Below are 21,353 nucleotides of genomic sequence, written 5' to 3' on the forward strand. Positions count from 1 at the left end.
GCACAGACCCCGGGCGTCAGAACGACACGGTTTTGCCGTACGCTAATAGCACCGGTCGTGTGCGCGACGCCTTCGCTCACAGTTTTGCCGCCCTGCGAGGCCCTTCGCGCCGATGTGACTAGCGTCCACCGCAGCTCACCCCGCGTTCGTGACGATCGCGATACGCCCCTCTGACAGGGACGAGGTGGCGAAGGAATACGCCAAAGCCGAATTTCGGTAAAGCGGAATATTTTTGCGCGAGCGGATTGACCCGTCGTTTGGGTGTTTTGCCCGTCGGGCAACGCAAGGGATTGAAGCCCGGATGGAGCGAAGCGTAATCCGGGACGCCGTATCCGCGGAACGAATCCCGGATTGCGCTTCGCTCCATCCGGGCTACGGGAGTCACCCCCGCGGCGAGCGCGGAGTCCTGCGTTTGACGGCGTGCCGGCGCGGCGAGCGTGTCACGCGGGGGCGCAGGCGGGTTACCGCGGCTTCACGGCGCGGCTTGGCCTGGACTGGGCCGCGGGCGAGATCCATCAGCATGCGCAGCGCCTCGACCACCGAGCGCTGGCGCACGGCGGAACGGCCGATCGCGCCAAAGCGATGCTCGCGGTGAACGATGCGTCCGTCGCGCGCGGCGGCGGCGAAGTGGACGAGGCCAACCGGCTTGCCAGGCGTGGCACCGCCAGGGCCGGCAATGCCGGTGATGGCGACCGCAAGATCGACGCCGGCACGCTCCAGCGCACCGACCGCCATAGCTGTTGCGGTCTCCTTGCTGACGGCGCCGAAATTCGCAAGCGTGCCGGCCTCGACCCCGAGCATGGCGCGCTTGGCATCGTTGGAATAGGTGACGAAGCCGCGATCGATGACGTCTGACGAACCGGGGATGTCGGTCAGCGCGCCCGCGACGAGACCGCCGGTGCAGGACTCCGCGGTCGCGATCGTCAGCTTGCGCATCCGGCACAGATCGAGCAGCGAGCGGGAGAGGGCGCGTGCGTCGCTGCCAGCCATGGCCTAGACACTCCAGGGCAGACGGATGGTGGCGCTCGCGGTGGCCGCGATGCCTTCCTCGCGACCGGTGAAGCCGAGCCGCTCGCTGGTGGTCGCCTTGACCGCGACGCGGGAGATGTCGACGCCGGAAATCTCGGCGATGCGCGCGCGCATGGTGTCGCGCAAGGGACCGATCTTCGGCCGCTCGCAGATCATGGTGACCTCGAGATTGGAGATGCGGCCGCCGCGCTGGGTGACGCGCTCGATGGCGTATTGCAAAAACTGGTCGGAGGAGGCGCCTTTCCACTTCGCGTCGCTGGGCGGAAAGTGCGATCCGATGTCGCCGTCAGCGAGCGCGCCGAGGATGGCGTCGACCAGCGCATGCAGGCCGACATCGCCGTCGGAATGGGCCAGGAAGCCTCTGGTGTGCGGCACGCGCACGCCGCAAATCATGAGATGGTCGCCCTCGCCGAAGGCGTGCACGTCATAGCCCGTGCCGGTCCTGATGTCGCCGAGCAGGCTGGCCAACCGCGCTTCCTCGCGCACGAAATCCTCGGGAGTGGTGAGCTTCATATTGGCAACATCGCCTTCAAAGGTTGCAACCGTCAATCCCGCCCATTCGGCAATCGCGGCATCGTCGGTGAAATCGCTGCGCCCGTCCTTGGCCGCGCGACGATGCGCTTCGAGGATGACGTCGAAGCGAAAGGATTGCGGCGTCTGTGCGATCCGCAACCGCGCCCGGTCCGGCGTGTCCTCGACATTGCCGTTCTCGCCGGTGACCTTGATGGTGTCGGTGACGGGAACGACGGGGATCGCGGCGCCGGTGCGGCTGGCCGCATCGATCGCGCGGGTGATCACGCCTTCCGAAACGAAAGGGCGCGCGGCGTCATGGATCAGGACGATGTCGGGCTTGTGCCTGGCGAGCGCTTCGAGCCCGGCGAGCACCGAGGCTTGCCGGGTCGCGCCGCCATTGACCGGCGCCTCGTGGCTGAGCCCTGCGACCGCTGCCGTGAACATGGCGCTGTCGTCGGGGTTCACGACCGGTTGAACCGCGAACACGTCCGCATGACGGCTGAAGGCCTCCATGGCGCGATAGATCACCGGTACGCCGCCGATCTCGCGATATTGCTTGGGGCCACCGGCGCCTGCGCGCAGGCCGCGTCCGGCCGCGACGAGAACGACCGCCGTGCGCTGTGATTTCGCCATAGGACTCAAATACTCATTTGATGATGAAGAGAGTCGGGGGTGGGGTGATTGCCGCATGCCTCTAGCACGGCAGGCCCGCAAAAAAAGGGGGTTTCCCCGGATTGTGGGAAACAGCATTTTGCTGCACTGCACTTGAAAGATCGGCAGAACTGTCTAAACTGTAGGCATGACGCTTGACTGCACAAGAATTGTGCGCAAGATAGGTCATGGCAGGCGCGATGAGGCGCTGCCAACGCAACGAGACCCCTGTGACCGGCTCGGCAGTATCTGGCTTTAAGCCATTGAAGATAGGCGATATTGATGTCGCCACCCCGGTCTTCCTGGCGCCGATGTCGGGGGTGACTGACTCGCCCGTCCGCCGGCTGGCCGCGGAGCTCGGCGCCGGTCTCGTCGTCTCCGAAATGACGGCCAGCGACGAACTCGCCAATGGCCATCATATGTCCCGGTTGCGCTGCGAAGCCACGGGTATTGGTCCGCACGTGGTCCAGCTCGCCGGCTGTGAGACGCACTGGATGGCAGAGGGCGCCCGGATCGCTGAAGCCGAAGGCGCAGATATCATCGACATCAACATGGGCTGTCCGGCCCGTCACGTCACCGGCGGCCAGTCCGGTTCCGCCTTGATGCGCGACCTCGACCACGCCGTGAGCCTGATCGAAGCGACGATCGCGGCGGTGAAGGTGCCCGTGACGTTGAAGATGCGGCTCGGCTGGGACGACCGCACCCGCAACGCACCGGAACTGGCGCGGCGCGCACAGGCATCAGGCGTCAAGCTCGTCACCGTGCACGGCCGCACCCGCTGCCAATTCTACAAGGGCGAGGCCGATTGGGACGGGATCCGCGCCGTGCGCGACGCCATCTCCATTCCGCTCGTCGTCAATGGCGATATCACGACTTACGAGAAGGCGCTCGCGGCGTTAGAGGCCTCCGGCGCCGATGCCGTGATGATCGGCCGCGGTGCGCAGGGACAGCCCTGGCTGCCCGGTGAGATCGGCCGGCGCCTGAAGGGCGGGGCGGCGGAAGCCACGCCGTCGCTCGAGACGCAGCTGCATTATGTCCGCACGCTCTATGAAGGCGTCTGCGCGCTCTACGGCCTGCGCGTCGGTCTGCGGCACGCACGAAAACATCTCGGCTGGGCCCTCGACGTCGCGGCCGATGTGAGCCGTGCGCCGGCCGAGAAGCTGAAATCCTGGCGCCAGAAAATCCTCACCTCGGAGGATCCGCGCCTTGTCCACCGGTCACTGCAAGATGCCTTCGACGACTTCGCATGGAGCGCCGCTGCATGAGCTCAGCCGCTGAACATCGTCGGCCGTTTCCGTCCGACAGCGATGCCATCCTGGACGCACTGCCCAATCCGACGCTGATGATCGGGCCGGACGGCAAGATCGTCGCCGCCAACATCGCAACCGAAGCCTTCTTCGATATCTCGACGCAGTTCTTGAAGCGGCAGTCGCTGAAAGAGCTGGTGCCGTTCGGCAGCCCCTTGCTGGCGCTGATTGACCAGGTGCGTTCGTCGAACGCACCGGTCAACGAATACAAGGTCGATCTGGGCACGCCACGCATGGGCGGAGACCGCCAGGTCGATCTGCACGTTGCCCCCGTCACGGAACGGCCCGGCCACATCGTGGTGATGCTCCAGGAGCGCTCCATCGCCGACAAGATGGACCGCCAGCTCACCCATCGCAGCGCCGCGCGCTCGGTGATCGCGCTCGCCGCGATGCTGGCGCATGAAATCAAGAACCCGCTCTCCGGCATCCGCGGCGCGGCGCAGCTCCTGGAGCAGCAGGCCTCCTCGGAAGACCGCATGCTGACGCGGCTGATCTGCGACGAGGCCGACCGCATCGTGACTCTGGTCGACCGCATGGAGGTGTTCGGCGACGAGCGCCCCGTGGTGCGCGGCCCCGTCAACATCCATTCGGTGCTCGATCACGTCAAACGGCTGGCGCAGTCCGGCTTTGCCCGCAACATCCGCTTCGTCGAGGACTACGATCCCTCGCTGCCGCCGGTGCTGGCGAACCAGGACCAGCTCATCCAGGTGTTCCTCAACCTCGTGAAGAACGCCGCCGAAGCGCTGATCGACGTTCCCGACGGCGAAATCCAGCTCACCACCGCGTTTCGTCCCGGCGTGCGCCTGTCAGTCCCCGGTCAAAAATCCCGTGTATCCCTGCCGCTCGAATTCTGCGTGAAGGACAACGGACCAGGCGTGCCGGACGATCTCCTGCCAAATCTGTTCGATCCCTTCGTCACCACCAAGCAGACCGGCTCGGGTCTGGGCCTCGCGCTGGTCGCAAAGATCATCGGGGACCACGGGGGCATCATCGAATGCGAATCTCAGCCGCGGAAGACCACCTTCCGCGTGCTGATGCCGATGTATTCCACATCGGTGAAACATGCCGATCAAAGCAGTCGCGACGGCTCTGCCGGGAAGTCGTCGTCTGCGTCACAGGGGGCAAAATGAGGATTAACGATGCCCGCAGGTAGCATTCTCGTTGCTGATGACGACACCGCCATCCGCACCGTTCTCAATCAGGCACTATCCCGCGCCGGCTACGAAGTGCGGCTGACCGGCAATGCCGCGACGCTGTGGCGCTGGGTCAGCCAGGGGGAGGGCGATCTCGTCATCACCGACGTGGTGATGCCCGACGAGAACGCGTTCGACCTGCTGCCGCGGATCAAGAAGATGCGGCCGAATTTGCCGGTCATCGTCATGAGCGCGCAAAATACCTTCATGACGGCGATCCGGGCCTCCGAGCGCGGCGCCTATGAATATCTGCCGAAGCCCTTCGACCTGAAGGAGCTGATCGCCATCGTCGGCCGTGCGCTGGCCGAGCCCAAGGAGCGGGTCGCGACGCCGAACGACGACGCCGAGATGGAGGCGATCCCGCTGGTCGGCCGCTCGCCGGCGATGCAGGAAATCTATCGCGTGCTGGCGCGGTTGATGCAGACCGACCTCACCGTGATGATCACGGGCGAGTCCGGTACCGGCAAGGAGCTGGTGGCGCGCGCGTTGCACGATTACGGCAAGCGCCGCAACGGCCCGTTCGTCGCGGTCAACATGGCGGCGATCCCGCGTGACTTGATCGAGTCCGAACTGTTCGGCCATGAGCGCGGTGCCTTCACCGGCGCCAACACCCGCGCCTCCGGCCGGTTCGAGCAGGCCGAGGGCGGCACGCTGTTCCTGGATGAGATCGGCGACATGCCGATGGAGGCGCAGACCCGCCTGCTGCGCGTGCTTCAGCAGGGCGAATACACCACGGTCGGCGGCCGCACTCCGATCAAGACCGACGTGCGCATCGTCGCGGCTTCCAACAAGGATCTGCGAGTCCTGATCCAGCAGGGCCTGTTCCGCGAAGATCTGTTCTTCCGCCTCAACGTCGTGCCGCTGCGGCTGCCGCCTTTGCGCGAGCGCATCGAGGATCTTCCGGATCTGATCCGTCATTTCTTCGCGCTGGCCGAGAAGGACGGACTGCCGCCGAAAAAGCTCGACACGCTGGCGCTGGAGCGGATGAAGCAGCACCGCTGGCCGGGCAATGTGCGCGAGCTCGAGAACCTCGCCCGCCGCCTCGCGGCGCTCTATCCGCAGGATGTGATCACCGGCTCCGTCATCGACGGCGAGCTGGCGCCACCCACGGTCAGCCCGGGTGCCGCAGTCCAGCATGGCGTCGACAATCTCGGCGGCGCCGTGGAAGCGTATCTCTCCTCGCACTTCCAGGGCTTCCCGAACGGCGTGCCGCCGCCGGGCCTCTATCACCGCATCTTGAAAGAGATCGAGGTGCCGCTGCTGACGGCCGCGCTCGCGGCGACCCGCGGCAACCAGATCCGTGCCGCCGATCTGCTCGGCCTCAACCGCAACACGCTGCGGAAGAAGATTCGGGATCTCGATATCCAGGTGTATCGGAGCGGGGGCTAGCCTTTCCGCAACGGACGGTGGCTCAGCTCCCCCTACCAAGCGGAGCTGAGCCTGTCCGGATCGCGCTGGCCGTTGTGGCTGACGCGGTGAGCAGAAGTCCCGATCGGACTGAAATGTTCCGCCGGAACATTCAAATGGTCATTCAGCCGCGGGACGCGGCCTCACACCTATCTGACAAATCGGCCTGATACCTGTATCGCGCTGGCGACGTTCGCATTGGGCTCCTGCACCCCGACACCATTGACCAGCAGGTCGGCCGCCACGATCAGCAGCAGCACGGCCGACACCATCATTGCGAGAAAGAACCTGTGCATCCCCGTCAAGCCGCTGGGGCCGGGATGCGTTCCCGCCCTCCGGCATGTCGCTGTGGATGCGCGGGTCAGTCGCGGCGTGGGCGCCGCGGAATTGTCGCAATTCGGCAACAATGTGGTACGAATACATCAGTATCCGCCCGCCGCGGACCCCGTTTTCAGCACCCATTGCCGGAATGACCAGCGCAGACACCTCGGCCGCATCCTTTGACACGGCCCCAGCGGAAGAGCCCCGGCGTTGGTCGGCGCGACGCTGGCTGGCGCCGTTCGCCGTGGCGTTGGCCCTGCTGTCGGCCTGCCTGACGTTCCTGGTCCTGACCGGCCTCACGTCGATCGAACCGACCCCTGCGGTTGTCCGCTCGTTCTATCTGATCAATGCGGCCACGATCCTGCTGCTGGTCGGCATCATCATCCGCGAACTCTGGCAGCTGATCCTGGCGCGACGGCGGGGTAGGGCGGCGGCGCGCCTCCATGTCCAGATCGTCAGCCTGTTCTCGATCGTGGCGGTGCTGCCGGCGGTGCTGGTCGCCGTCGTCGCCAACGTCACCATCGAGCGCGGCCTCGACCGCCTGTTCTCCGGCCCGACCAAGGAGGTGATCCAGAATTCGCTGACGATCGCGCGCGCCTACATGCAGGACCACGCTCAGCTGATCCGGGGCGACATTCTCGGCATGGCCAACGACATCGCCCACGCCCGGCCGCTCTACGACCAGGATCGCCGCTCGTTTCGCGAATTGCTGACCTCCAGCGCCGCCTCGCGCAACCTGCCGGGCGCGATGATCATCGACAAGAACACCAACATTCTCGAATCCGCCGACACCGGCATGCGGCTGGCCTATTCGCCGCCGGCACCGGACTTCCTCAGCAACGTCAACGAATCCGAGCCCGAAATCGCGGTGCTGCCCGATGCGAGCTTCGTCGCCGCGGTGGTCCGCTTGCGCGCCTTCAGCGACACTTTCCTCTACGTCGCGCGGCCGCTCGATCCGAATGTCGTCAACCAGCTCAAGCAGACCGAGGTCAGCGTCGCCGAATACGCCCAGATCGAGTCGCGCCGGCTCGGCATCCAGGTCGCGTTCGCGCTGATGTTCGCGGTGATCGCGCTGACCATCCTGATGGCCTCGGTGCTGATCGGCCTCAACTTCGCCAACTCGCTGGTCTCGCCGATCCGGCGGCTGATGAACGCAGCCCAGACGGTGTCGACGGGCGATCTCCACGTGAAAGTGCCGGTGCACCAGTCGGAAGGCGACCTCGCCCAGCTGGGTGAGACCTTCAACAAGATGACGGAGGAGTTGCGCAGCCAGCGCGACGAGCTCGTCAACGCCAGCGACCTCATCGACAGCCGCCGCCGCTTCATCGAGGCGGTGCTGTCGTCCGCGAGCGCCGGCATCATCGGCGTGGATAATTCAAGCAGCGTCGGCATTCTCAACCGTTCCGCCGAAAAGCTGATCGGGCACTCCGAAGCCGAGACGCTCGGCCATCCGCTCTCCGACGTGCTGCCCGAGCTCGAAGAGATGATGAAGAGCGCGCGGGAAGGGACCCAGCGCCTGGTGCAGGGGCAGATCACGATCACGCGGGACGGGCAGGAACGCAATCTGTCGGTTCGCGTCAGCGCCGAGAAGACCAGCCAGCCGCACGACAGCTACATCATCACGCTCGACGACATCACCGAGCTGGTCTCGGCGCAACGCACCTCGGCCTGGGGCGACGTCGCGCGCCGCATCGCGCATGAGATCAAGAACCCGCTGACCCCGATCCAGCTCTCCGCCGAGCGCATTCGCCGCAAATTCGGCAAGGACATCACCGAGGGCAAGGACAAGCAGATCTTCGAACAGTGCACCGATACCATCGTGCGTCAGGTCGACGATATCCGTCGCATGGTCGACGAGTTCTCGCGCTTTGCGCGGATGCCGAAGCCGGTGATGGAGGGTGAGGACGTCGCCGACGCAGTGCGGCAGGCGGTCTTCCTGATGAAGGTCGCCCACCCCGAGATCGATATCGAGGCCGAGTTCAAGGAAGATCCGCTGCGCGCCCAGTTCGACCGGCGGCTGATCTCGCAGGCGGTCACCAACATTGTCAAGAACGCCACCGAGGCGATCGAGCAGGTCCCCCTGGAGGAGCTCGGCAAAGGCCGGATCGACGTCGTGGTCTCGCGCGAGGGCGAGGACGTTCTAATCGACGTCGTCGACAACGGTATCGGCCTGCCCAAGGTTGCGCGCTCGCGCCTGCTCGAGCCCTATGTGACGACACGCGCCAAGGGCACCGGCCTTGGGCTCGCGATCGTCGGGCGCGTGCTGGAAGACCATGGCGGGCGCATCGAACTGAAGGATGCCTCGGATTTCCGCGAGGGCCAGCGTGGCGCCTGGATGCGGATGCGTTTTGCGATCTCCGGCGCTCCCGCGAAAAGCGAGGGGGCCGAACCGGCAGCCGAGGCAACGGCCAAGCCGGACATCGGCGAAACGGCCACGCAATCCGTCAAGGATCCGGAAACAAAACAGGCGGCCGCCGAAACCAAAGAGCCGGCTGAAAAGACCAATGATTCAACGAAGATCGAAGCCTCAACAGGCAGCTGAGAAAACAGGCGACACATGGCAAGTGAAATTCTGATTGTCGATGATGAGGCCGATATTCGGGATCTCGTTGCGGGCATCCTCGAAGACGAGGGCTTCGTGACCCGGACCGCGCGCGACAGCGATACGGCGCTCGCCGAGATCGCCAACCGCAGGCCGCATCTGGTGTTCCTCGACATCTGGCTGCAGGGCTCTAAGCTCGACGGCTTGCAGCTCTTGGAGCAGGTCAAGAAGGACAACCCCGATCTGCCGGTCGTGATGATTTCCGGCCACGGCAACATCGAGACCGCGGTCGCCGCGATCAAGCGTGGCGCCTACGACTTCATCGAGAAGCCGTTCAAGACCGACCGGCTGATCCTGGTCGCCAACCGTGCACTTGAGAACTCGCGGCTCAAGCGCGAGGTCAAGGAGCTGAAGCAGCTCGCGCCGAGCGCAAGCTCGCTGGTCGGCCGCTCGCCCAGCATGAACCAGCTGCGCCAGACCATCGAGCGTGCGGCCAAGGCCAACAGCCGCATCCTGATCGTTGGCCCCGCCGGCGCCGGCAAGGAATTGACCGCCCGCACGTTGCACACGGCCTCGGGCCGCGCCGACGGCCCCTTCGTCGTCATCAACGCCGCTGCGATCACGCCCGAGCGGATGGAGCACGAGCTGTTCGGCATCGAGCAGTCCAACGGCGAGCACGCGCGCAAGCCCGGCGCGCTCGAAGAGGCCCACGGCGGCACGCTGTTCATCGACGAGATCGCGGACATGCCGCGCGAGACCCAGAACAAGATCTTGCGCGTGCTGGTCGAGCAGTCGTTCCAGCGCGTCGGCGGCAACGGCAAGGTGCAGGTCGACGTCCGCATCATTTCCTCCACCGCGCGCAACCTCGAAGAGGAGATCGCGGCCGGCCATTTCCGCGAGGACCTCTATCATCGGCTCTCGGTGGTGCCGATCCGCGTGCCCGCGCTGTCGGAGCGGCGTGAGGACATTCCGGAATTGATCGACTATTTCATGGAGCAGATCTCCGCGGGCAGCGGCCTGCCCAAGCGGCAGATCGGGCAGGACGCGATGGCGGTGCTGCAGTCGCATGTCTGGCCGGGCAATGTGCGCCAGCTCCGCAACAACGTTGAGAGAGTCATGATTCTGGCCGCGGGCGGGCCGGAGGTCATCATCACGGCCGACATGCTGCCGCAGGACGTCGGCTCCATGGTGCCGGCGATGCCGACCAGCAACAATGGCGAGCACATCATGGGCCTGCCGCTGCGCGAAGCGCGCGAAGTGTTCGAGCGCGACTATTTGATTGCACAGATCAGCCGTTTCTCAGGAAATATTTCTCGCACGGCCGAGTTTGTTGGCATGGAACGCTCGGCACTGCACCGGAAGTTGAAGGCGCTCGGCGTCGGCTAACGCTGCGACGTCGTTCGAATAGGCGAGGAAAATCATCGATTTCCCTAGTTTTTCGGGGCAATACGGCATGGGCTGCCGCGTGAAGCGGCTTGCCTAATAAGCCTACCTGTCCTCTAATTGAACCGCTGTCCCTCCGAGGGGGATCTCATGAGGGACGGCAACCGGACGAGGACCCCGAATTTTCAAAAGAGGGCCGCAACCGGCGCAATAAAAAGAAACTCAAAGCGAGAAAAAAACAATGGCGGCAGACCGCGCACAAAACCTGCAGGACACCTTCCTTAATCACGTTCGCAAAACCAAAACGCCACTGACGATCTTTCTGGTCAACGGAGTGAAGCTCCAGGGCATCGTGACCTGGTTCGACAATTTCTGTTTGCTGCTTCGGCGCGACGGTCACTCGCAGCTCGTCTACAAGCATGCGATCTCGACCATCATGCCGGGCGCTCCGATCCAGTTGTTCGAAGGCGGCGAGGACCAGCCGGCTTGAGAGTGATCTGATTGGAACCCCGGAATTTCGACGGGGATGTCGACCGTCCGCGGTCGGCAGGGGATAAGCAGACGGGGCGGGTGCTTGTCATCGGTCCCTATTTGCGGGTGCGCGCAGGCAATGCCGACGCGCAATCGGAAGCTCATGTCCTGCGTGACGCGGAAGCCCGGCTCGACGAAGCCGCCGGCCTCGCACGCGCGATTGATCTCGTCGTTGCCGACGCAATCATCGCGCCGATCAGCCAGATCCGCCCCACGACCTATATCGGCAAGGGCAAGGTCGAGGAGATCGCCGCGCTCGCCAAGGGCCTGGACGTCGAGCTCGTGGTGATGGATTGCGCGCTTGCGCCGATCCAGCAGCGCAATCTCGAGAAGGAGCTGCAGGCAAAGGTGCTCGACCGCACCGGCCTCATCCTGGAAATCTTCGGCCGCCGCGCCAAGACCAAGGAAGGCTCGCTCCAGGTCGAGCTCGCGCATCTCAACTACCAACGTTCGCGCCTGGTGCGCTCATGGACCCATCTCGAACGCCAGCGCGGCGGCTTTGGATTCATGGGCGGTCCCGGCGAGACCCAGATCGAAGCCGACCGCCGCCTGATCCAGGAGCGCATCTCCAAGCTCGAGGGCGAACTGAAGAAGGTGCAGGCTACACGCCGCCTGCATCGCGCAGGCCGCCAGCGCGTCCCGTATCGCGTGGTCGCACTGGTCGGCTACACCAACGCCGGCAAGTCGACGCTGTTCAACCGCCTGACCCGCGCCGACGTGCAGGCCGCCGACATGCTGTTCGCCACGCTCGATCCGACCCTGCGCGCGCTCACCCTGCCGCATGGCGGCAAGGCGATGCTGTCGGACACCGTCGGTTTCATCTCCAATTTGCCGACGCAGCTCGTCGCCGCCTTCCGCGCCACGCTGGAGGAGGTGCTGGAAGCCGACGTCATCCTGCACGTGCGCGACATCTCGCACGACGACGCCGAGGCGCAGCAGAGCGACGTCGACGCCGTGCTGCGCCAGCTCGGCATCAATCCCGATGATTCAGGCCGCATCATCGAGGTCTGGAACAAGATCGACCGTTATGGTCCCGAACAGCGCGAAGAACTTTTGAACATCGCCGCGCGCAGGCCGGAGGATCATCCGGCGATGCTGGTGTCCGCTGTGTCGGGCGAGGGGGTCGACGCACTGCTCGCCGCAATCGAGGAGCGCTTGGCGGCCAAGCGCATCACGCTCGATCTCTCGATCGATGCCTCCGACGGCGCCGGCATCAGCTGGCTGCATCGGAATTCCGAGGTGCTGGCGAAAGAGCTGCACGACGGCCGCTTCGACATGACGGTACGGGTGGACGAGACCAAGCGGGATATCGTGGTGAACAGGTTCGACGCCGTGCCGCGACTGTCCGCGTAGACGCCGTCGCCCGCCAGTGAGTTGAGCTAACTGCTGCCTCAAGCAACGCTGTCGTCCCGGACAAGCGTAAGCGCAGATCCGGGACCCATAACCACAAGCGGCTGGAATTGGCACGCTGGTAGCTCCAGCGTGGTTCAACAATGTGCATTCGGGGTAATGGGTCCTGGCTTTCGCCAGGACGACGCTCGAGCTAGGAGCGGGCTTGGTTGCTTTTCTCCGCCGGCGCAGCGCTTTTCGCCTCACCTTTCGCCTCATTCCACAGCGCGTCCATCTCCGCGAGCGATGCCTGCTCCAGCGTCCGCCCCTGCGCCTCCAGCGCCCGCTCGATATAGGCAAAACGCCGCTCGAACTTCGCGTTGGTCGCGCGGAGCGCGGCTTCCGGATCTGCATCGACATGGCGGGCGAGATTGACCAGCGCGAACATCAGGTCGCCGGTCTCTTCCGCCAGGCCCTCGCTGTCGTTGCGGTCGAGTGCTGCCTCGATCTCATCGGCTTCCTCGCGGATTTTTGCCAGCACCGCGCGCGGATCGTTCCAGTCGAAGCCGACGGTGGAGGCCTTGCGCTGCAGCTCCATGGCGCGCGTCAGGGCGGGCTGGCCGGCCTTGACGCCCGAGAGCAATGATTTGTGCGGCGGCATTTGTTCCGGCGGCCGGCGCGCGGCGCGCTCGGCTTTCTCCTCGGCCTTGATGCGATCCCAGACTTCCTTGACGTGGGAGGAGGCGAGGTTGCCGTCCTTGTCGGCGAAAACGTGAGGATGGCGCCGGATCATTTTTCGCGTGATGGCCTCGACGACATCGCCAAAAGCAAAGGCGTTCTGCTCCGACGCCATCTGGGCGTGGAAGACGACCTGGAGCAGCAGGTCGCCGAGCTCCTCGCAGAGATCGTCGAGATCGCCGCGGCTGATGGCCTCGACTACCTCATAGGCTTCCTCAATCGTATAGGGCGCGATGGTCGCAAAATTCTGCTCGAGGTCCCAGGGGCAGCCGGTCACCGGCGTGCGCAGCGCCGCCATGATCTCGATCAGGCGGGAAATGTCGCGGGAAGGGGTCATTGCGGGGCAGTCTCCTGGCTCTCAAGCCTTATGCCAAAAGCGAGCCCCCGTTCCCAGCGTAGCGCGGCGGAACAGGGTGATTTCCACCGGTTGGCGGGCCGGATTGGCGAGCCGCGTGCGCAATGCTAAAGCGCGGGCCATGAGCGACGCATTTTCATCCGAAACCGCGCTGGTGCTGTTCTCCGGCGGCCAGGATTCCACCACCTGCCTCGCCTGGGCGCTGAATCGTTTTGCGCGCGTGGAGACGCTGGGGTTCGATTACGGCCAGCGCCACGCCATCGAGCTGGCCTGCCGCGACCGGCTGTTCGACGGCATCAAGGGCCTGCGCGCGGATTGGGCTTCCAGGCTCGGCGAGAGCCACACGCTGTCGATCCCGACGCTGGCGGCCGTGTCCGAGACGGCGCTGACGCGCGACGTCGCGATTGCGATGGGCGCCGACGGCCTGCCGAACACGTTCGTGCCCGGCCGCAACCTGGTGTTCCTGACATTCGCCGCGGCGCTGGCTTACCGGCGCGGCATCAGTCACATCGTCGGCGGCATGTGCGAGACCGACTATTCCGGCTATCCCGATTGCCGCGACGACACCATCCGCGCCATGCAGGCCGCGCTGTCGCTCGGCATGGCCCGCAAATTCGAGCTGCATACCCCGCTGATGTGGATCGACAAGGCCGCGACGTGGAGGCTCGCCCATGACCTCGGCGGCGACGGGCTGGTGGACCTCATCCGCGAGCAGTCGCACACCTGCTATCTCGGCGAACGCGGCGCGCAGCATGATTGGGGCTACGGTTGCGGCGAGTGCCCGGCCTGCAGCCTGCGGGCGAAGGGGTGGCGGGAGTATGTGGCGGGGCGGTGACGCCATAGACTCGGTGTCATCACCCGCGAAAGCGGGTGATCCAGTACTCCGAGACGATAGTGATAATCGCGAGGCCGCGGCGTACTGGATTCCCCGCCTTCGCGGGGAATGACAGTGTTGGTTGGGGTGAGGGTGTACCCAAAGCGACTATTGCGCAAAATCCTCAGCCTTCAGCTCGATCGGCTTGCCGTGCGGGGTGCGATCTGCCGCGTGATCCCACGCGTCGCGGTAGCGATGCAACGTCTCCGCAGACGCAACGCCCTTGCGCGCGACGAGACCCTCCAGCGTGGCGAGCCAATGGAGATAGTAGGTCTCGCCCGTATCGGGATCGCCGGCCGCCTGCGCGCGCTTGATCTCGGAGGCCAGGGCTGCCGCCCATTCGGGCCAGGTGAACACGCCGCGCTCGTGCAGCGTCAGCGCCATCGCGAAGGCGTGCGCCTCCCAGGGTGCGCGGAACACCGGACCGTCATCATCGCGCGGAATGCTCGGGATCGCTGCCGTCGCGGCAGCAGCAGCGGTGCTGCTCATCAGGCTGGGTCCAGATACGGCTCGAACGCATCGATCGAGACTTTCGAGGTTGGATCGCCATCCGCACCCCAGAGATCGCGGCCCTCGAACACGACCGTGTAGAGCCATTGCGGATTCTCGCCGAGCTCCATCGCCGCCGAGTCCGGAAACACGTGGCAGCCATGGTTCAGCTCGACAATTCCGACGTGGCCACGCACATAGCGCGGCAGGCGGGTGTGGGTTGCGGGATGAATGTTCTTCGTACGAACCTTGTCGCCGATCTTGAATTTCGCCGGCGCCGGAGCAGGACGGGCGAACTTGCCGCGCACCATGATGCGCTCGACCTGGCCGAGATCGAATTTGCCGTGCTTGAGCGCCTTGGCCGGCTGCATAGCGTGGCCGGCGGCGACTTCCTCCCGGGTGAGATAGCCTTTCTCGATCAGCATCTCCTCGAGCCCGAGAAACCATTTCTTGTAATAGGAGCTCGAGAGATAGACATGCGGCGGGATCGTCTCGCGATAGAAGCGCGAGGTGTCGATGTTGAAGGCGCCGGCCGCGCCCATCGCACGCACCATGGCGAGAACACGCGACTCCCATTCCTCGTGGAACACCGGCTCGTTCGGCTCGGGCTCGACCTTGCCGAAGCCGTCCATGCCGCCCATGTCGTGCACGCCGTTCATGACGGCGCCCCGGGCGCCTTGGGAAAGCCGGTGCCGATCATGGAATCGCGCGTGACCAGCTCGGCGAGCTGCTCCTCGCTCCAGCCGTCTGTGCCCGCGGGGCGCATCGGCAACACAAGAAAGCGCGTTTCGGCGGTCGAATCCCACACCCGGATTTCAACGTCCTTGGCGACCTGCACGCCGAAATCGGCGAGCACGCCGCGCGGGTCCTTCACCGCGCGTGAGCGATAGGGCGCGGCCTTGTACCAGACCGGCGGCAGCCCCAGCATTTCCCAGGGGTAGCAGGAGCACAGCGTGCACACGACCATGTTGTGACGCTGCGGCGTGTTCTCGACCACGACGAGGTGGTCGCCGACGCGGCTGACATGGCCGAGCGTGCCGATCGCCTTCGAGCCGTCCTCCAGCAGTGCCGTCTTGAACGCCGGATCGCTCCAGGCCTTGGCGACGACGCGCGCGCCGTTATGGGGACCGATCCGGGTCTCATAGGCCTGGATGATGGCGTCGAGCGCGGCCGGCTCGACATAGCCTTTTTCGGTCAGGATCGTCTCGAGCGCGCGCACGCGCAGCTCGGTCTCCGACAGCTCGGAATGGTCGTGATCGTGGTGATGATGATGGTCGCTCATGAGGCAAAGATAGTCCCAGAATCCGGGCGTTGTCGAGGCGAAGACTCTGCTAACATCACACCATGGGCTGGGCTGCAAGAACCGGAATAACCGCCGCAATCGCGGCTCTTGGCGCATTCGCGGCGCAGGATGCGCGCGCCGCGAATGGCGCCTATGCGGTCGATGCCGCCGACATTTCCGAGGTCGGCTCCTGCAAGGTGGAGAGCTGGATGTCGACGGCTTCCAACACGGATTTTTCGGCGGTCGCCAATCCCTCCTGTGTTGTCGACCCCTTCCGGCCGATCGAGCTGAGCCTGCAGACCATCCGGGCCCGCAGCGATGGCGACTGGAGCACGACGGTCGCTCCAAAAGCCAAGACGAATTTCATCCCGACCGGGATCGGCCGGTGGGGATTGTCGGCCTATGGCGGCGGATCGTTCGACGCGGCGACCGGCGATGCGCTATCCGCCTTTGCCGTCGTCCCCGCGACCTTCCGCCTGTCGGAGACCATGCGCATCAACGTCAATGGCGGCTGGCTCTGGGATCGCACGGTGGATCGCCACTACCTGACCTACGGCATCGGCTTCGACTGGAAATTCACCGACACCTTGCAATGGACGATCGAGGCTTACGGGCAAGCCGGCGCCTCCGAGATCGCAAGCGCCGTGCAGCCGCGTTTCCAGACCGGTGTCCGCTACCGACCGAACGAGATATTCTCCGTCGATGTGATCTACGGCCGCAACATCACCGGCGAAAATGCCAACTGGATCACCATCGGCACCACGATCCGGTTTCCGGTCCATGGAAGCGAACCCGAACATCGGCGTACCGGGCATCTGTGAGCGCCAGGAAGACCAAGACCAGGGGAGTTTGCGTTGCCTGACTATGTCAAGATCGAGAAGGGCCTCGGGCCGGAGGGGCGGATTGCGGTGGTGCGGTTCGACCGCGGCGATGGCATCAATGCGCTGTCGCCGGAGGCGCTGCGCCAGCTCACCGCGGCCGCGCGCAGTTTTGAGGATGACGCCGCGACCTCCGTCGTGGTGCTGACAGGCAGCGCGGACGCGTTCAGCGCCGGCTTCGACCTCAAGGATGCCGAAGGCCGCTCGCGCAAGGAGATGGACCTCGGCACGCTGCGGCGGCATCTCAAGCTCGGACCGCGCCTGACCCACGCCTGGCAGGAGATGGAGCAGATCACGATCGCCGCCATCGAGGGCTTTTGCGTCGGCGGTGGCGTGGCGCTGGCCGTCGCGCTCGACTTTCGCGTCATGGGACGCGATGCCCATCTGCGCGTGCCCGAGATCGGGCTCGGCATGAACATGAGCTGGCAAAGCATTCCGCGCATGCTGCATCTGATCGGCCCGGCTCGCACCAAGCAGGCGGTGATCCTGGCCGATCAGCGCATCAGCGCGGATGAGGCCTATGCGTGGGGCCTGGTCGAGCAGGTGGTCGATCCCGGCCATGCGTTCGATGCCGCGATGGAGCTTGCGCGCAAGGTGGCAGCGCAGCCGCCGCTCTCCGTCGCCATGACGAAACTCACGGTCAACCGGCTGGCGCACGCGCTGGATAATCTCGCCAGCCACATGGACGTCGACCAGTTCGCCCTGGCAAGCCTCAGCGAGGACCACAAGGAGGGCGTCGAGGCATTCCTGACGCGACGCAAACCGAAGTTCAGAGGGCGGTAGAAACAGGCTGGGGCCATTGATTGCGCCGCGGACTATCCGTATACGCGGCGCTGGGACAAAATAGGCCCGATCAACGGGCCGGCAAACGACAATGACGATCGAGGGGGAGGGCCCATGACCACTAGCTCGCAGGCGCCTGAGGCGAAAGGGTTTCGCTGGAAGCTGATCGCGCCGCTCGCGGTGTGGCTGGTGATCTATCTGTTTCCGGTGCCGGCAGGGCTCAACGTCAATCAGTGGCACTATTTTGCCGTCTTCGCGGCCGTCATCACCGGGCTCATCCTGGAATCGATGCCGGTGGGCGCGGTCGGCCTGATCGGGCTGACGGTTGCCGGCGTCGGCGGTTATATCGATCCCGACCCGACCAAGTCGCTGCGCTGGATGCTGGCGGGCTTTGCCGAGAGCACGGTGTGGCTGATCGTCGGCGCCTTCGTGTTCTCGATCGGCTATCGCAAGAGCCAGCTGGGCCGGCGTATTGCGCTCGTGCTGGTGCAAAAGCTCGGCAGCAACACGCTTGGCCTCGGCTATGCGGTGGCGATATCGGACTTCTTGCTGGCGCCGGCGACGCCGTCCAACACCGCGCGCAGCGGCGGCATCGTCTATCCCATCATCAGCAACATCCCGCGCATCTACGGCTCCGAGCCTGGACCGACCGCCGGCAAGATCGGCACCTACGTGATGTGGACCGCGTTCGCGTCGACTGCCGTCACCAGCTCGTTGTTTTTCACCGCGCTCGCACCCAATGCGGCGGCGCTGGCCATCGCCAAGAAGACCGTCGGAATCGACGTCAGCTGGGCGCAGTGGTTCTTGGGCTTTGCGCCGCTCGGCCTCCTCCTGATGGTGCTGGTCCCGCTGCTCAGCTACGCGGTCTGCCGCCCGGAGGTGAAGAGCAGCCCGGAAATTTCCGAATGGGCATCGAAGGAGCTCGCGGAGATGGGCCCGATGTCGCGCAACGAATGGATCATGCTGACGCTGATCTTGGTCGCGATGTTCCTGTGGATCGCGGGCTCGAGCCCGGACATCCGCGTGCCGCTTCTGGGCTCGAATTTCGTCAACGCCACCACCGTCGTGTTCATCGTGATCTCGCTGATGCTGGTGACGGGCGTGATCGAGTTTGCCGACATCGTCGCGGAGAAGAGCGCCTGGGAGGTGTTCTTCTACTTCACCTCGCTGCTGACGCTGGCCTCGGGTCTCAACGAGATCGGCTTCATCAAATGGTTCGCCACCGAATATGCAAAGCCGCTCGCCGGGCTGTCGCCGTCGACCGCGATGCTCCTGCTGGTCGCGCTGTTCTTCTGGATCCACTACTTCTTCTCGAGCATCACCTCGCATGCCGCCGCCGTGCTGCCCGTGGTGCTCGCGGTCGGATCCGGTATTCCCGACCTGCCGGTCACGACACTCGCCATGCTCTGCATGTATTCGCTCGGCCTGATGGGCGTGATCTCGCCTTACGCCACGGGGCCGGCGCCGATGTATTTCGGCAGCGGCTATATCGGCAAGGGTCAGTTCTGGGGTTTTGGGCTGATCTTCGGGGTGCTCTATTTCGCGGGGCTCCTGCTGATCGTATGGCCCTGGTTGCGGGTCACCTGAGCCGGGCGGGAGGCCCATACGGCGGCAGATGAATTTTCTTCAGCGGGGAGACATTTGGAAAACTTCGTCCAACTCCCCGCCGATATCTGACATTGCCAGAGAGACCTGAAAGGGCGATGGTGCCCGCTGCGGTGCAGCGCGCTCCAGCCGAGTCCTCATCGCGGTTTCACTCTCCGTCGCTTTTGCGACCGGTTCCCGGATGCCCCAGGGGCAAGCGGAACTATTGTGCATGAAGGCCGCCTCCATGAACGTCCACCCGTCGCTCGCGATCGGACAGCCGATCGAACAGCTCGACGCGATCTCACCTGACACGATCCCACCTGCCGCGACTGCGCCTGACGCGATGGTCCGCTTCGAAGGCATCTCGAAAATCTATCCGGCCTATCGCGGCAAGCCCGGCGTCAATGCCCTGCAAAACATCGACTTCGCGATCCCGCGCGGTTCGATCACCGGCGTCATCGGTCGCTCCGGCGCAGGCAAATCGAGCCTGGTCCGGCTCATCAACGGCCTGGAGAGGCCGACCACGGGCCGCGTCGTCGTGGATAACAGAGTCATCTCGGCGCTCTCGGGCCGGGACTTGCGGCTCGCGCAGCGCTCGATCGGCATGATCTTCCAGCACTTCAACCTGCTGTCCTCACGTACCGCAGCCGCCAACATCGCACTGCCGCTCGAGATCGCCGGCTGGGCCAAGGCCGATATCCGTGCCCGCGTGGCCGAGCTGCTGGCGCTGGTGGGCATCGCCGACAAGCACGACCGCTACCCGTCAGAACTCTCCGGCGGCCAGAAGCAGCGCGTCGGCATTGCCCGTGCGCTCGCGACCCGGCCGAGCGTGCTGCTGTCGGACGAGGCGACCTCGGCGCTCGATCCGCAGACCACGCGGGCGATCCTCGATCTGCTCGCGAACATCAACCGCGAACTTGACGTGACCATTGTGCTGATCACCCATGAGATGTCCGTGGTGCGCCAACTTGCGGGGGATGTCGTGGTGCTCGATGCCGGCCACGTCGTCGAGAGCGGCCATGTCGCCGACATCTTCACCCACCCCAGGCATCCGATCACGCAATCCTTCCTGGCCGAAGTGATCGGAGACAGCCTGCCGGTGTCGCTGGCGAGCCGGATTGTTTCGGAGCCGCCAGCGGGCGGACAGGCCGTGATCCGCGTCCAGGTGCGCGGGGCAGGGGCCGGCGACACGCTGGTGGCGCGGCTCGCGCGCGAACTCGGCCTCGACGTGTCGCTGCTGTCGGCCCGCATCGACGAGATCGGCGGCCAGCATGTGGGCTCGCTGACGCTTGGTATCCCTCTCGGCATGTCCAGCGGCGAGGACGCGACGACGCGCACGCTGGCCTGGCTCTCACAATTTCAATTTCCCGCGGAGCGTCTCGGCTATGTCGCCTGAACTCATCAACCTGATCGTCCAGGCGACCGGCGAGAGCCTGTACATGGTCGGGCTCGCGGCGCTGATCGGCACCGCCTTCGGCCTGCCGCTCGGCGTCTTTCTCGCGACCAGCCGGAAAGGCGAGCTGTTCGCGGCGCCCGTCGTCAATCGCGTACTCGGCATCGTCGTCAACGCGACGCGGTCCACGCCTTTCATCATTCTGGTCGTCGCCATCATCCCGTTCACGCGGCTGGTGGCCGGCACCTCGATCGGATCGACGGCCGCGATCGTGCCGTTGACGATCGCATCGGCGCCGTTCATCGCGCGCCTGGTCGAGGCCGCGATCCGCGAGGTCGATGGCGGCCTGATCGAGACCGCATCCTCGTTCGGGGCCTCGCCGATGCAGATCGTGTTCAAGGTGCTGATCCCCGAAGCGCTGCCAGGTCTTCTGCTGGCGCTGACGCTCGCGGTGGTCAGCCTGCTCGGCTATTCCGCCATGGTCGGCGCCGTCGGAGGCGGGGGCCTGGGCGATCTCGGCATCCGCTACGGCTATCAGCGCTTCATGCCGGAGATGATGCTGGCCGTCGTCGTGGTGCTGATCGCGCTGGTGCAGCTCGTGCAGAGCGCCGGCGATTATCTCGCGCGCCGGGTCAATCGCCGTCTGCGACATCACTGACGCCGTTTTAGACATTTCGAACAAGCAGGTTCTTGTCGGTCTGGAAGCATTCCAGACTTCGAGACACGACTGAGCGCATTCGTCGCACGCGTTGCGCACGCGTCTGGAGA

General features: G+C 65.1%; 20 protein-coding genes. 13 read left to right on the plus strand and 7 right to left on the minus strand.

Annotation, left to right across the window (positions count from 1 at the left end):
• Positions 1 to 381: 381 nt before the first annotated feature.
• Together FXB41_RS29530 and FXB41_RS29535 are read right to left on the minus strand one after the other, a co-directional pair.
• The gene (locus tag FXB41_RS29530) at positions 382 to 990 is read right to left on the minus strand and encodes a CinA family protein (RefSeq protein WP_219684280.1); all 609 of its coding nucleotides are present in this window, start codon (positions 988 to 990) and stop codon (positions 382 to 384) included.
• Positions 991 to 993: 3 nt separating this feature from the next.
• The gene (locus FXB41_RS29535; protein ID WP_219684281.1) at positions 994 to 2,175 is read right to left on the minus strand and encodes a bifunctional 2-C-methyl-D-erythritol 4-phosphate cytidylyltransferase/2-C-methyl-D-erythritol 2,4-cyclodiphosphate synthase; all 1,182 of its coding nucleotides are present in this window, start codon (positions 2,173 to 2,175) and stop codon (positions 994 to 996) included.
• A gap of 281 nt (positions 2,176 to 2,456) precedes the next feature.
• On the opposite strand from FXB41_RS29535, the gene dusB reads away from it, so the two are divergent.
• Genes dusB through ntrC form a run of 3 tightly spaced genes read left to right on the plus strand, consistent with a single transcriptional unit; the run spans position 2,457 to position 6,082 of the window.
• Positions 2,457 to 3,458 carry a tRNA dihydrouridine synthase DusB gene (dusB, locus tag FXB41_RS29540; protein ID WP_219684284.1) on the plus strand — a complete coding sequence of 334 codons (1,002 nt, stop codon included), beginning with the start codon at positions 2,457 to 2,459 and terminating at the stop codon, positions 3,456 to 3,458.
• Positions 3,455 to 4,630 (plus strand): two-component system sensor histidine kinase NtrB, encoded by a 1,176-nt coding sequence (locus tag FXB41_RS29545; RefSeq protein WP_007591135.1) that lies wholly within the window; start codon positions 3,455 to 3,457, stop codon positions 4,628 to 4,630. Before dusB ends, FXB41_RS29545 begins: the two co-directional genes overlap by 4 nt.
• A gap of 9 nt (positions 4,631 to 4,639) precedes the next feature.
• Positions 4,640 to 6,082 carry a nitrogen regulation protein NR(I) gene (gene ntrC / locus FXB41_RS29550; protein ID WP_007591133.1) on the plus strand — a complete coding sequence of 481 codons (1,443 nt, stop codon included), beginning with the start codon at positions 4,640 to 4,642 and terminating at the stop codon, positions 6,080 to 6,082.
• A gap of 167 nt (positions 6,083 to 6,249) precedes the next feature.
• On the opposite strand, the gene FXB41_RS29555 is transcribed toward ntrC, so the two are convergent.
• Positions 6,250 to 6,396, minus strand: a complete 147-nt coding sequence (locus tag FXB41_RS29555) for a hypothetical protein (RefSeq protein WP_219684372.1) — start codon at positions 6,394 to 6,396, stop codon at positions 6,250 to 6,252.
• Positions 6,397 to 6,569: 173 nt separating this feature from the next.
• On the opposite strand from FXB41_RS29555, the gene FXB41_RS29560 reads away from it, so the two are divergent.
• The 4 genes from FXB41_RS29560 (at position 6,570) to hflX (ending at position 12,230) form a co-directional block, all read left to right on the plus strand.
• Positions 6,570 to 8,963: a sensor histidine kinase gene (locus FXB41_RS29560; protein WP_219684285.1), complete on the plus strand. Its 2,394-nt coding sequence runs from the start codon at positions 6,570 to 6,572 to the stop codon at positions 8,961 to 8,963.
• 15 nt (positions 8,964 to 8,978) lie between these two features.
• Complete coding sequence (gene ntrX, locus FXB41_RS29565; RefSeq protein ID WP_007591127.1) at positions 8,979 to 10,349, plus strand: nitrogen assimilation response regulator NtrX; 1,371 nt, start codon at positions 8,979 to 8,981, stop codon at positions 10,347 to 10,349.
• Between the two features lie 238 nt (positions 10,350 to 10,587).
• A complete protein-coding gene (gene hfq / locus FXB41_RS29570) occupies positions 10,588 to 10,836 on the plus strand; it encodes an RNA chaperone Hfq (protein ID WP_007591126.1) in 249 nt (82 codons plus the stop codon).
• Between the two features lie 11 nt (positions 10,837 to 10,847).
• A complete protein-coding gene (gene hflX / locus FXB41_RS29575) occupies positions 10,848 to 12,230 on the plus strand; it encodes a GTPase HflX (protein WP_219684287.1) in 1,383 nt (460 codons plus the stop codon).
• Between the two features lie 190 nt (positions 12,231 to 12,420).
• On the opposite strand, the gene mazG is transcribed toward hflX, so the two are convergent.
• The gene (mazG, locus tag FXB41_RS29580) at positions 12,421 to 13,281 is read right to left on the minus strand and encodes a nucleoside triphosphate pyrophosphohydrolase (RefSeq protein ID WP_007591123.1); all 861 of its coding nucleotides are present in this window, start codon (positions 13,279 to 13,281) and stop codon (positions 12,421 to 12,423) included.
• A 139-nt stretch (positions 13,282 to 13,420) separates the two neighbouring features.
• Here mazG and queC point away from each other — a divergent pair, with 139 nt between their 5' ends.
• Positions 13,421 to 14,134, plus strand: coding sequence for a 7-cyano-7-deazaguanine synthase QueC (gene queC / locus FXB41_RS29585; RefSeq protein ID WP_219684288.1), 714 nt, complete (start codon positions 13,421 to 13,423; stop codon positions 14,132 to 14,134).
• 147 nt (positions 14,135 to 14,281) lie between these two features.
• Here queC and FXB41_RS29590 read toward each other — a convergent pair whose 3' ends face one another.
• Genes FXB41_RS29590 through nthA form a run of 3 tightly spaced genes read right to left on the minus strand, consistent with a single transcriptional unit; the run spans position 14,282 to position 15,944 of the window.
• Entirely contained in the window at positions 14,282 to 14,662 is a 381-nt protein-coding gene (locus FXB41_RS29590) for a nitrile hydratase accessory protein (protein WP_007591121.1), read from the minus strand.
• Positions 14,662 to 15,321, minus strand: coding sequence for a nitrile hydratase subunit beta (nthB, locus tag FXB41_RS29595; RefSeq protein ID WP_007591120.1), 660 nt, complete (start codon positions 15,319 to 15,321; stop codon positions 14,662 to 14,664). Before nthB ends, FXB41_RS29590 begins: the two co-directional genes overlap by 1 nt.
• Complete coding sequence (gene nthA, locus FXB41_RS29600; protein ID WP_007591118.1) at positions 15,318 to 15,944, minus strand: nitrile hydratase subunit alpha; 627 nt, start codon at positions 15,942 to 15,944, stop codon at positions 15,318 to 15,320. Before nthA ends, nthB begins: the two co-directional genes overlap by 4 nt.
• 62 nt (positions 15,945 to 16,006) lie before the next feature.
• On the opposite strand from nthA, the gene FXB41_RS29605 reads away from it, so the two are divergent.
• From FXB41_RS29605 to FXB41_RS29625, 5 genes are all read left to right on the plus strand, one after another.
• A complete protein-coding gene (locus FXB41_RS29605; protein ID WP_219684289.1) occupies positions 16,007 to 16,765 on the plus strand; it encodes a PA4824 family protein in 759 nt (252 codons plus the stop codon).
• A gap of 33 nt (positions 16,766 to 16,798) precedes the next feature.
• Complete coding sequence (locus tag FXB41_RS29610) at positions 16,799 to 17,605, plus strand: enoyl-CoA hydratase/isomerase family protein (protein WP_007591115.1); 807 nt, start codon at positions 16,799 to 16,801, stop codon at positions 17,603 to 17,605.
• Positions 17,606 to 17,719: 114 nt separating this feature from the next.
• Positions 17,720 to 19,192 carry a DASS family sodium-coupled anion symporter gene (locus tag FXB41_RS29615; protein WP_219684290.1) on the plus strand — a complete coding sequence of 491 codons (1,473 nt, stop codon included), beginning with the start codon at positions 17,720 to 17,722 and terminating at the stop codon, positions 19,190 to 19,192.
• A gap of 229 nt (positions 19,193 to 19,421) precedes the next feature.
• Complete coding sequence (locus FXB41_RS29620; protein ID WP_219684291.1) at positions 19,422 to 20,588, plus strand: methionine ABC transporter ATP-binding protein; 1,167 nt, start codon at positions 19,422 to 19,424, stop codon at positions 20,586 to 20,588.
• Positions 20,578 to 21,243, plus strand: coding sequence for a methionine ABC transporter permease (locus FXB41_RS29625; protein WP_219684292.1), 666 nt, complete (start codon positions 20,578 to 20,580; stop codon positions 21,241 to 21,243). Before FXB41_RS29620 ends, FXB41_RS29625 begins: the two co-directional genes overlap by 11 nt.
• The last annotated feature ends 110 nt before the right edge of the window (positions 21,244 to 21,353 follow it).

Source organism: Bradyrhizobium canariense (assembly GCF_019402665.1).
GTDB lineage: Bacteria > Pseudomonadota > Alphaproteobacteria > Rhizobiales > Xanthobacteraceae > Bradyrhizobium > Bradyrhizobium canariense.

Bases quoted from the DNA above. Each gene is read 5' to 3' on its own strand.
- FXB41_RS29530 (WP_219684280.1), bottom strand. From the start codon at position 990: ATGGCTGGCAGCGACGCACGCGCCCTCTCCCGCTCGCTGCTCGATCTG.
- FXB41_RS29535 (WP_219684281.1), bottom strand. From the start codon at position 2,175: ATGGCGAAATCACAGCGCACGGCGGTCGTTCTCGTCGCGGCCGGACGC.
- FXB41_RS29545 (WP_007591135.1), top strand. From the start codon at position 3,455: ATGAGCTCAGCCGCTGAACATCGTCGGCCGTTTCCGTCCGACAGCGAT.
- ntrC (WP_007591133.1), top strand. From the start codon at position 4,640: ATGCCCGCAGGTAGCATTCTCGTTGCTGATGACGACACCGCCATCCGC.
- FXB41_RS29555 (WP_219684372.1), bottom strand. From the start codon at position 6,396: ATGCACAGGTTCTTTCTCGCAATGATGGTGTCGGCCGTGCTGCTGCTG.
- FXB41_RS29560 (WP_219684285.1), top strand. From the start codon at position 6,570: ATGACCAGCGCAGACACCTCGGCCGCATCCTTTGACACGGCCCCAGCG.
- ntrX (WP_007591127.1), top strand. From the start codon at position 8,979: ATGGCAAGTGAAATTCTGATTGTCGATGATGAGGCCGATATTCGGGAT.
- hfq (WP_007591126.1), top strand. From the start codon at position 10,588: ATGGCGGCAGACCGCGCACAAAACCTGCAGGACACCTTCCTTAATCAC.
- mazG (WP_007591123.1), bottom strand. From the start codon at position 13,281: ATGACCCCTTCCCGCGACATTTCCCGCCTGATCGAGATCATGGCGGCG.
- queC (WP_219684288.1), top strand. From the start codon at position 13,421: ATGAGCGACGCATTTTCATCCGAAACCGCGCTGGTGCTGTTCTCCGGC.
- FXB41_RS29590 (WP_007591121.1), bottom strand. From the start codon at position 14,662: ATGAGCAGCACCGCTGCTGCTGCCGCGACGGCAGCGATCCCGAGCATT.
- nthB (WP_007591120.1), bottom strand. From the start codon at position 15,321: ATGAACGGCGTGCACGACATGGGCGGCATGGACGGCTTCGGCAAGGTC.
- nthA (WP_007591118.1), bottom strand. From the start codon at position 15,944: ATGAGCGACCATCATCATCACCACGATCACGACCATTCCGAGCTGTCG.
- FXB41_RS29605 (WP_219684289.1), top strand. From the start codon at position 16,007: ATGGGCTGGGCTGCAAGAACCGGAATAACCGCCGCAATCGCGGCTCTT.
- FXB41_RS29615 (WP_219684290.1), top strand. From the start codon at position 17,720: ATGACCACTAGCTCGCAGGCGCCTGAGGCGAAAGGGTTTCGCTGGAAG.
- FXB41_RS29620 (WP_219684291.1), top strand. From the start codon at position 19,422: ATGAAGGCCGCCTCCATGAACGTCCACCCGTCGCTCGCGATCGGACAG.
- FXB41_RS29625 (WP_219684292.1), top strand. From the start codon at position 20,578: ATGTCGCCTGAACTCATCAACCTGATCGTCCAGGCGACCGGCGAGAGC.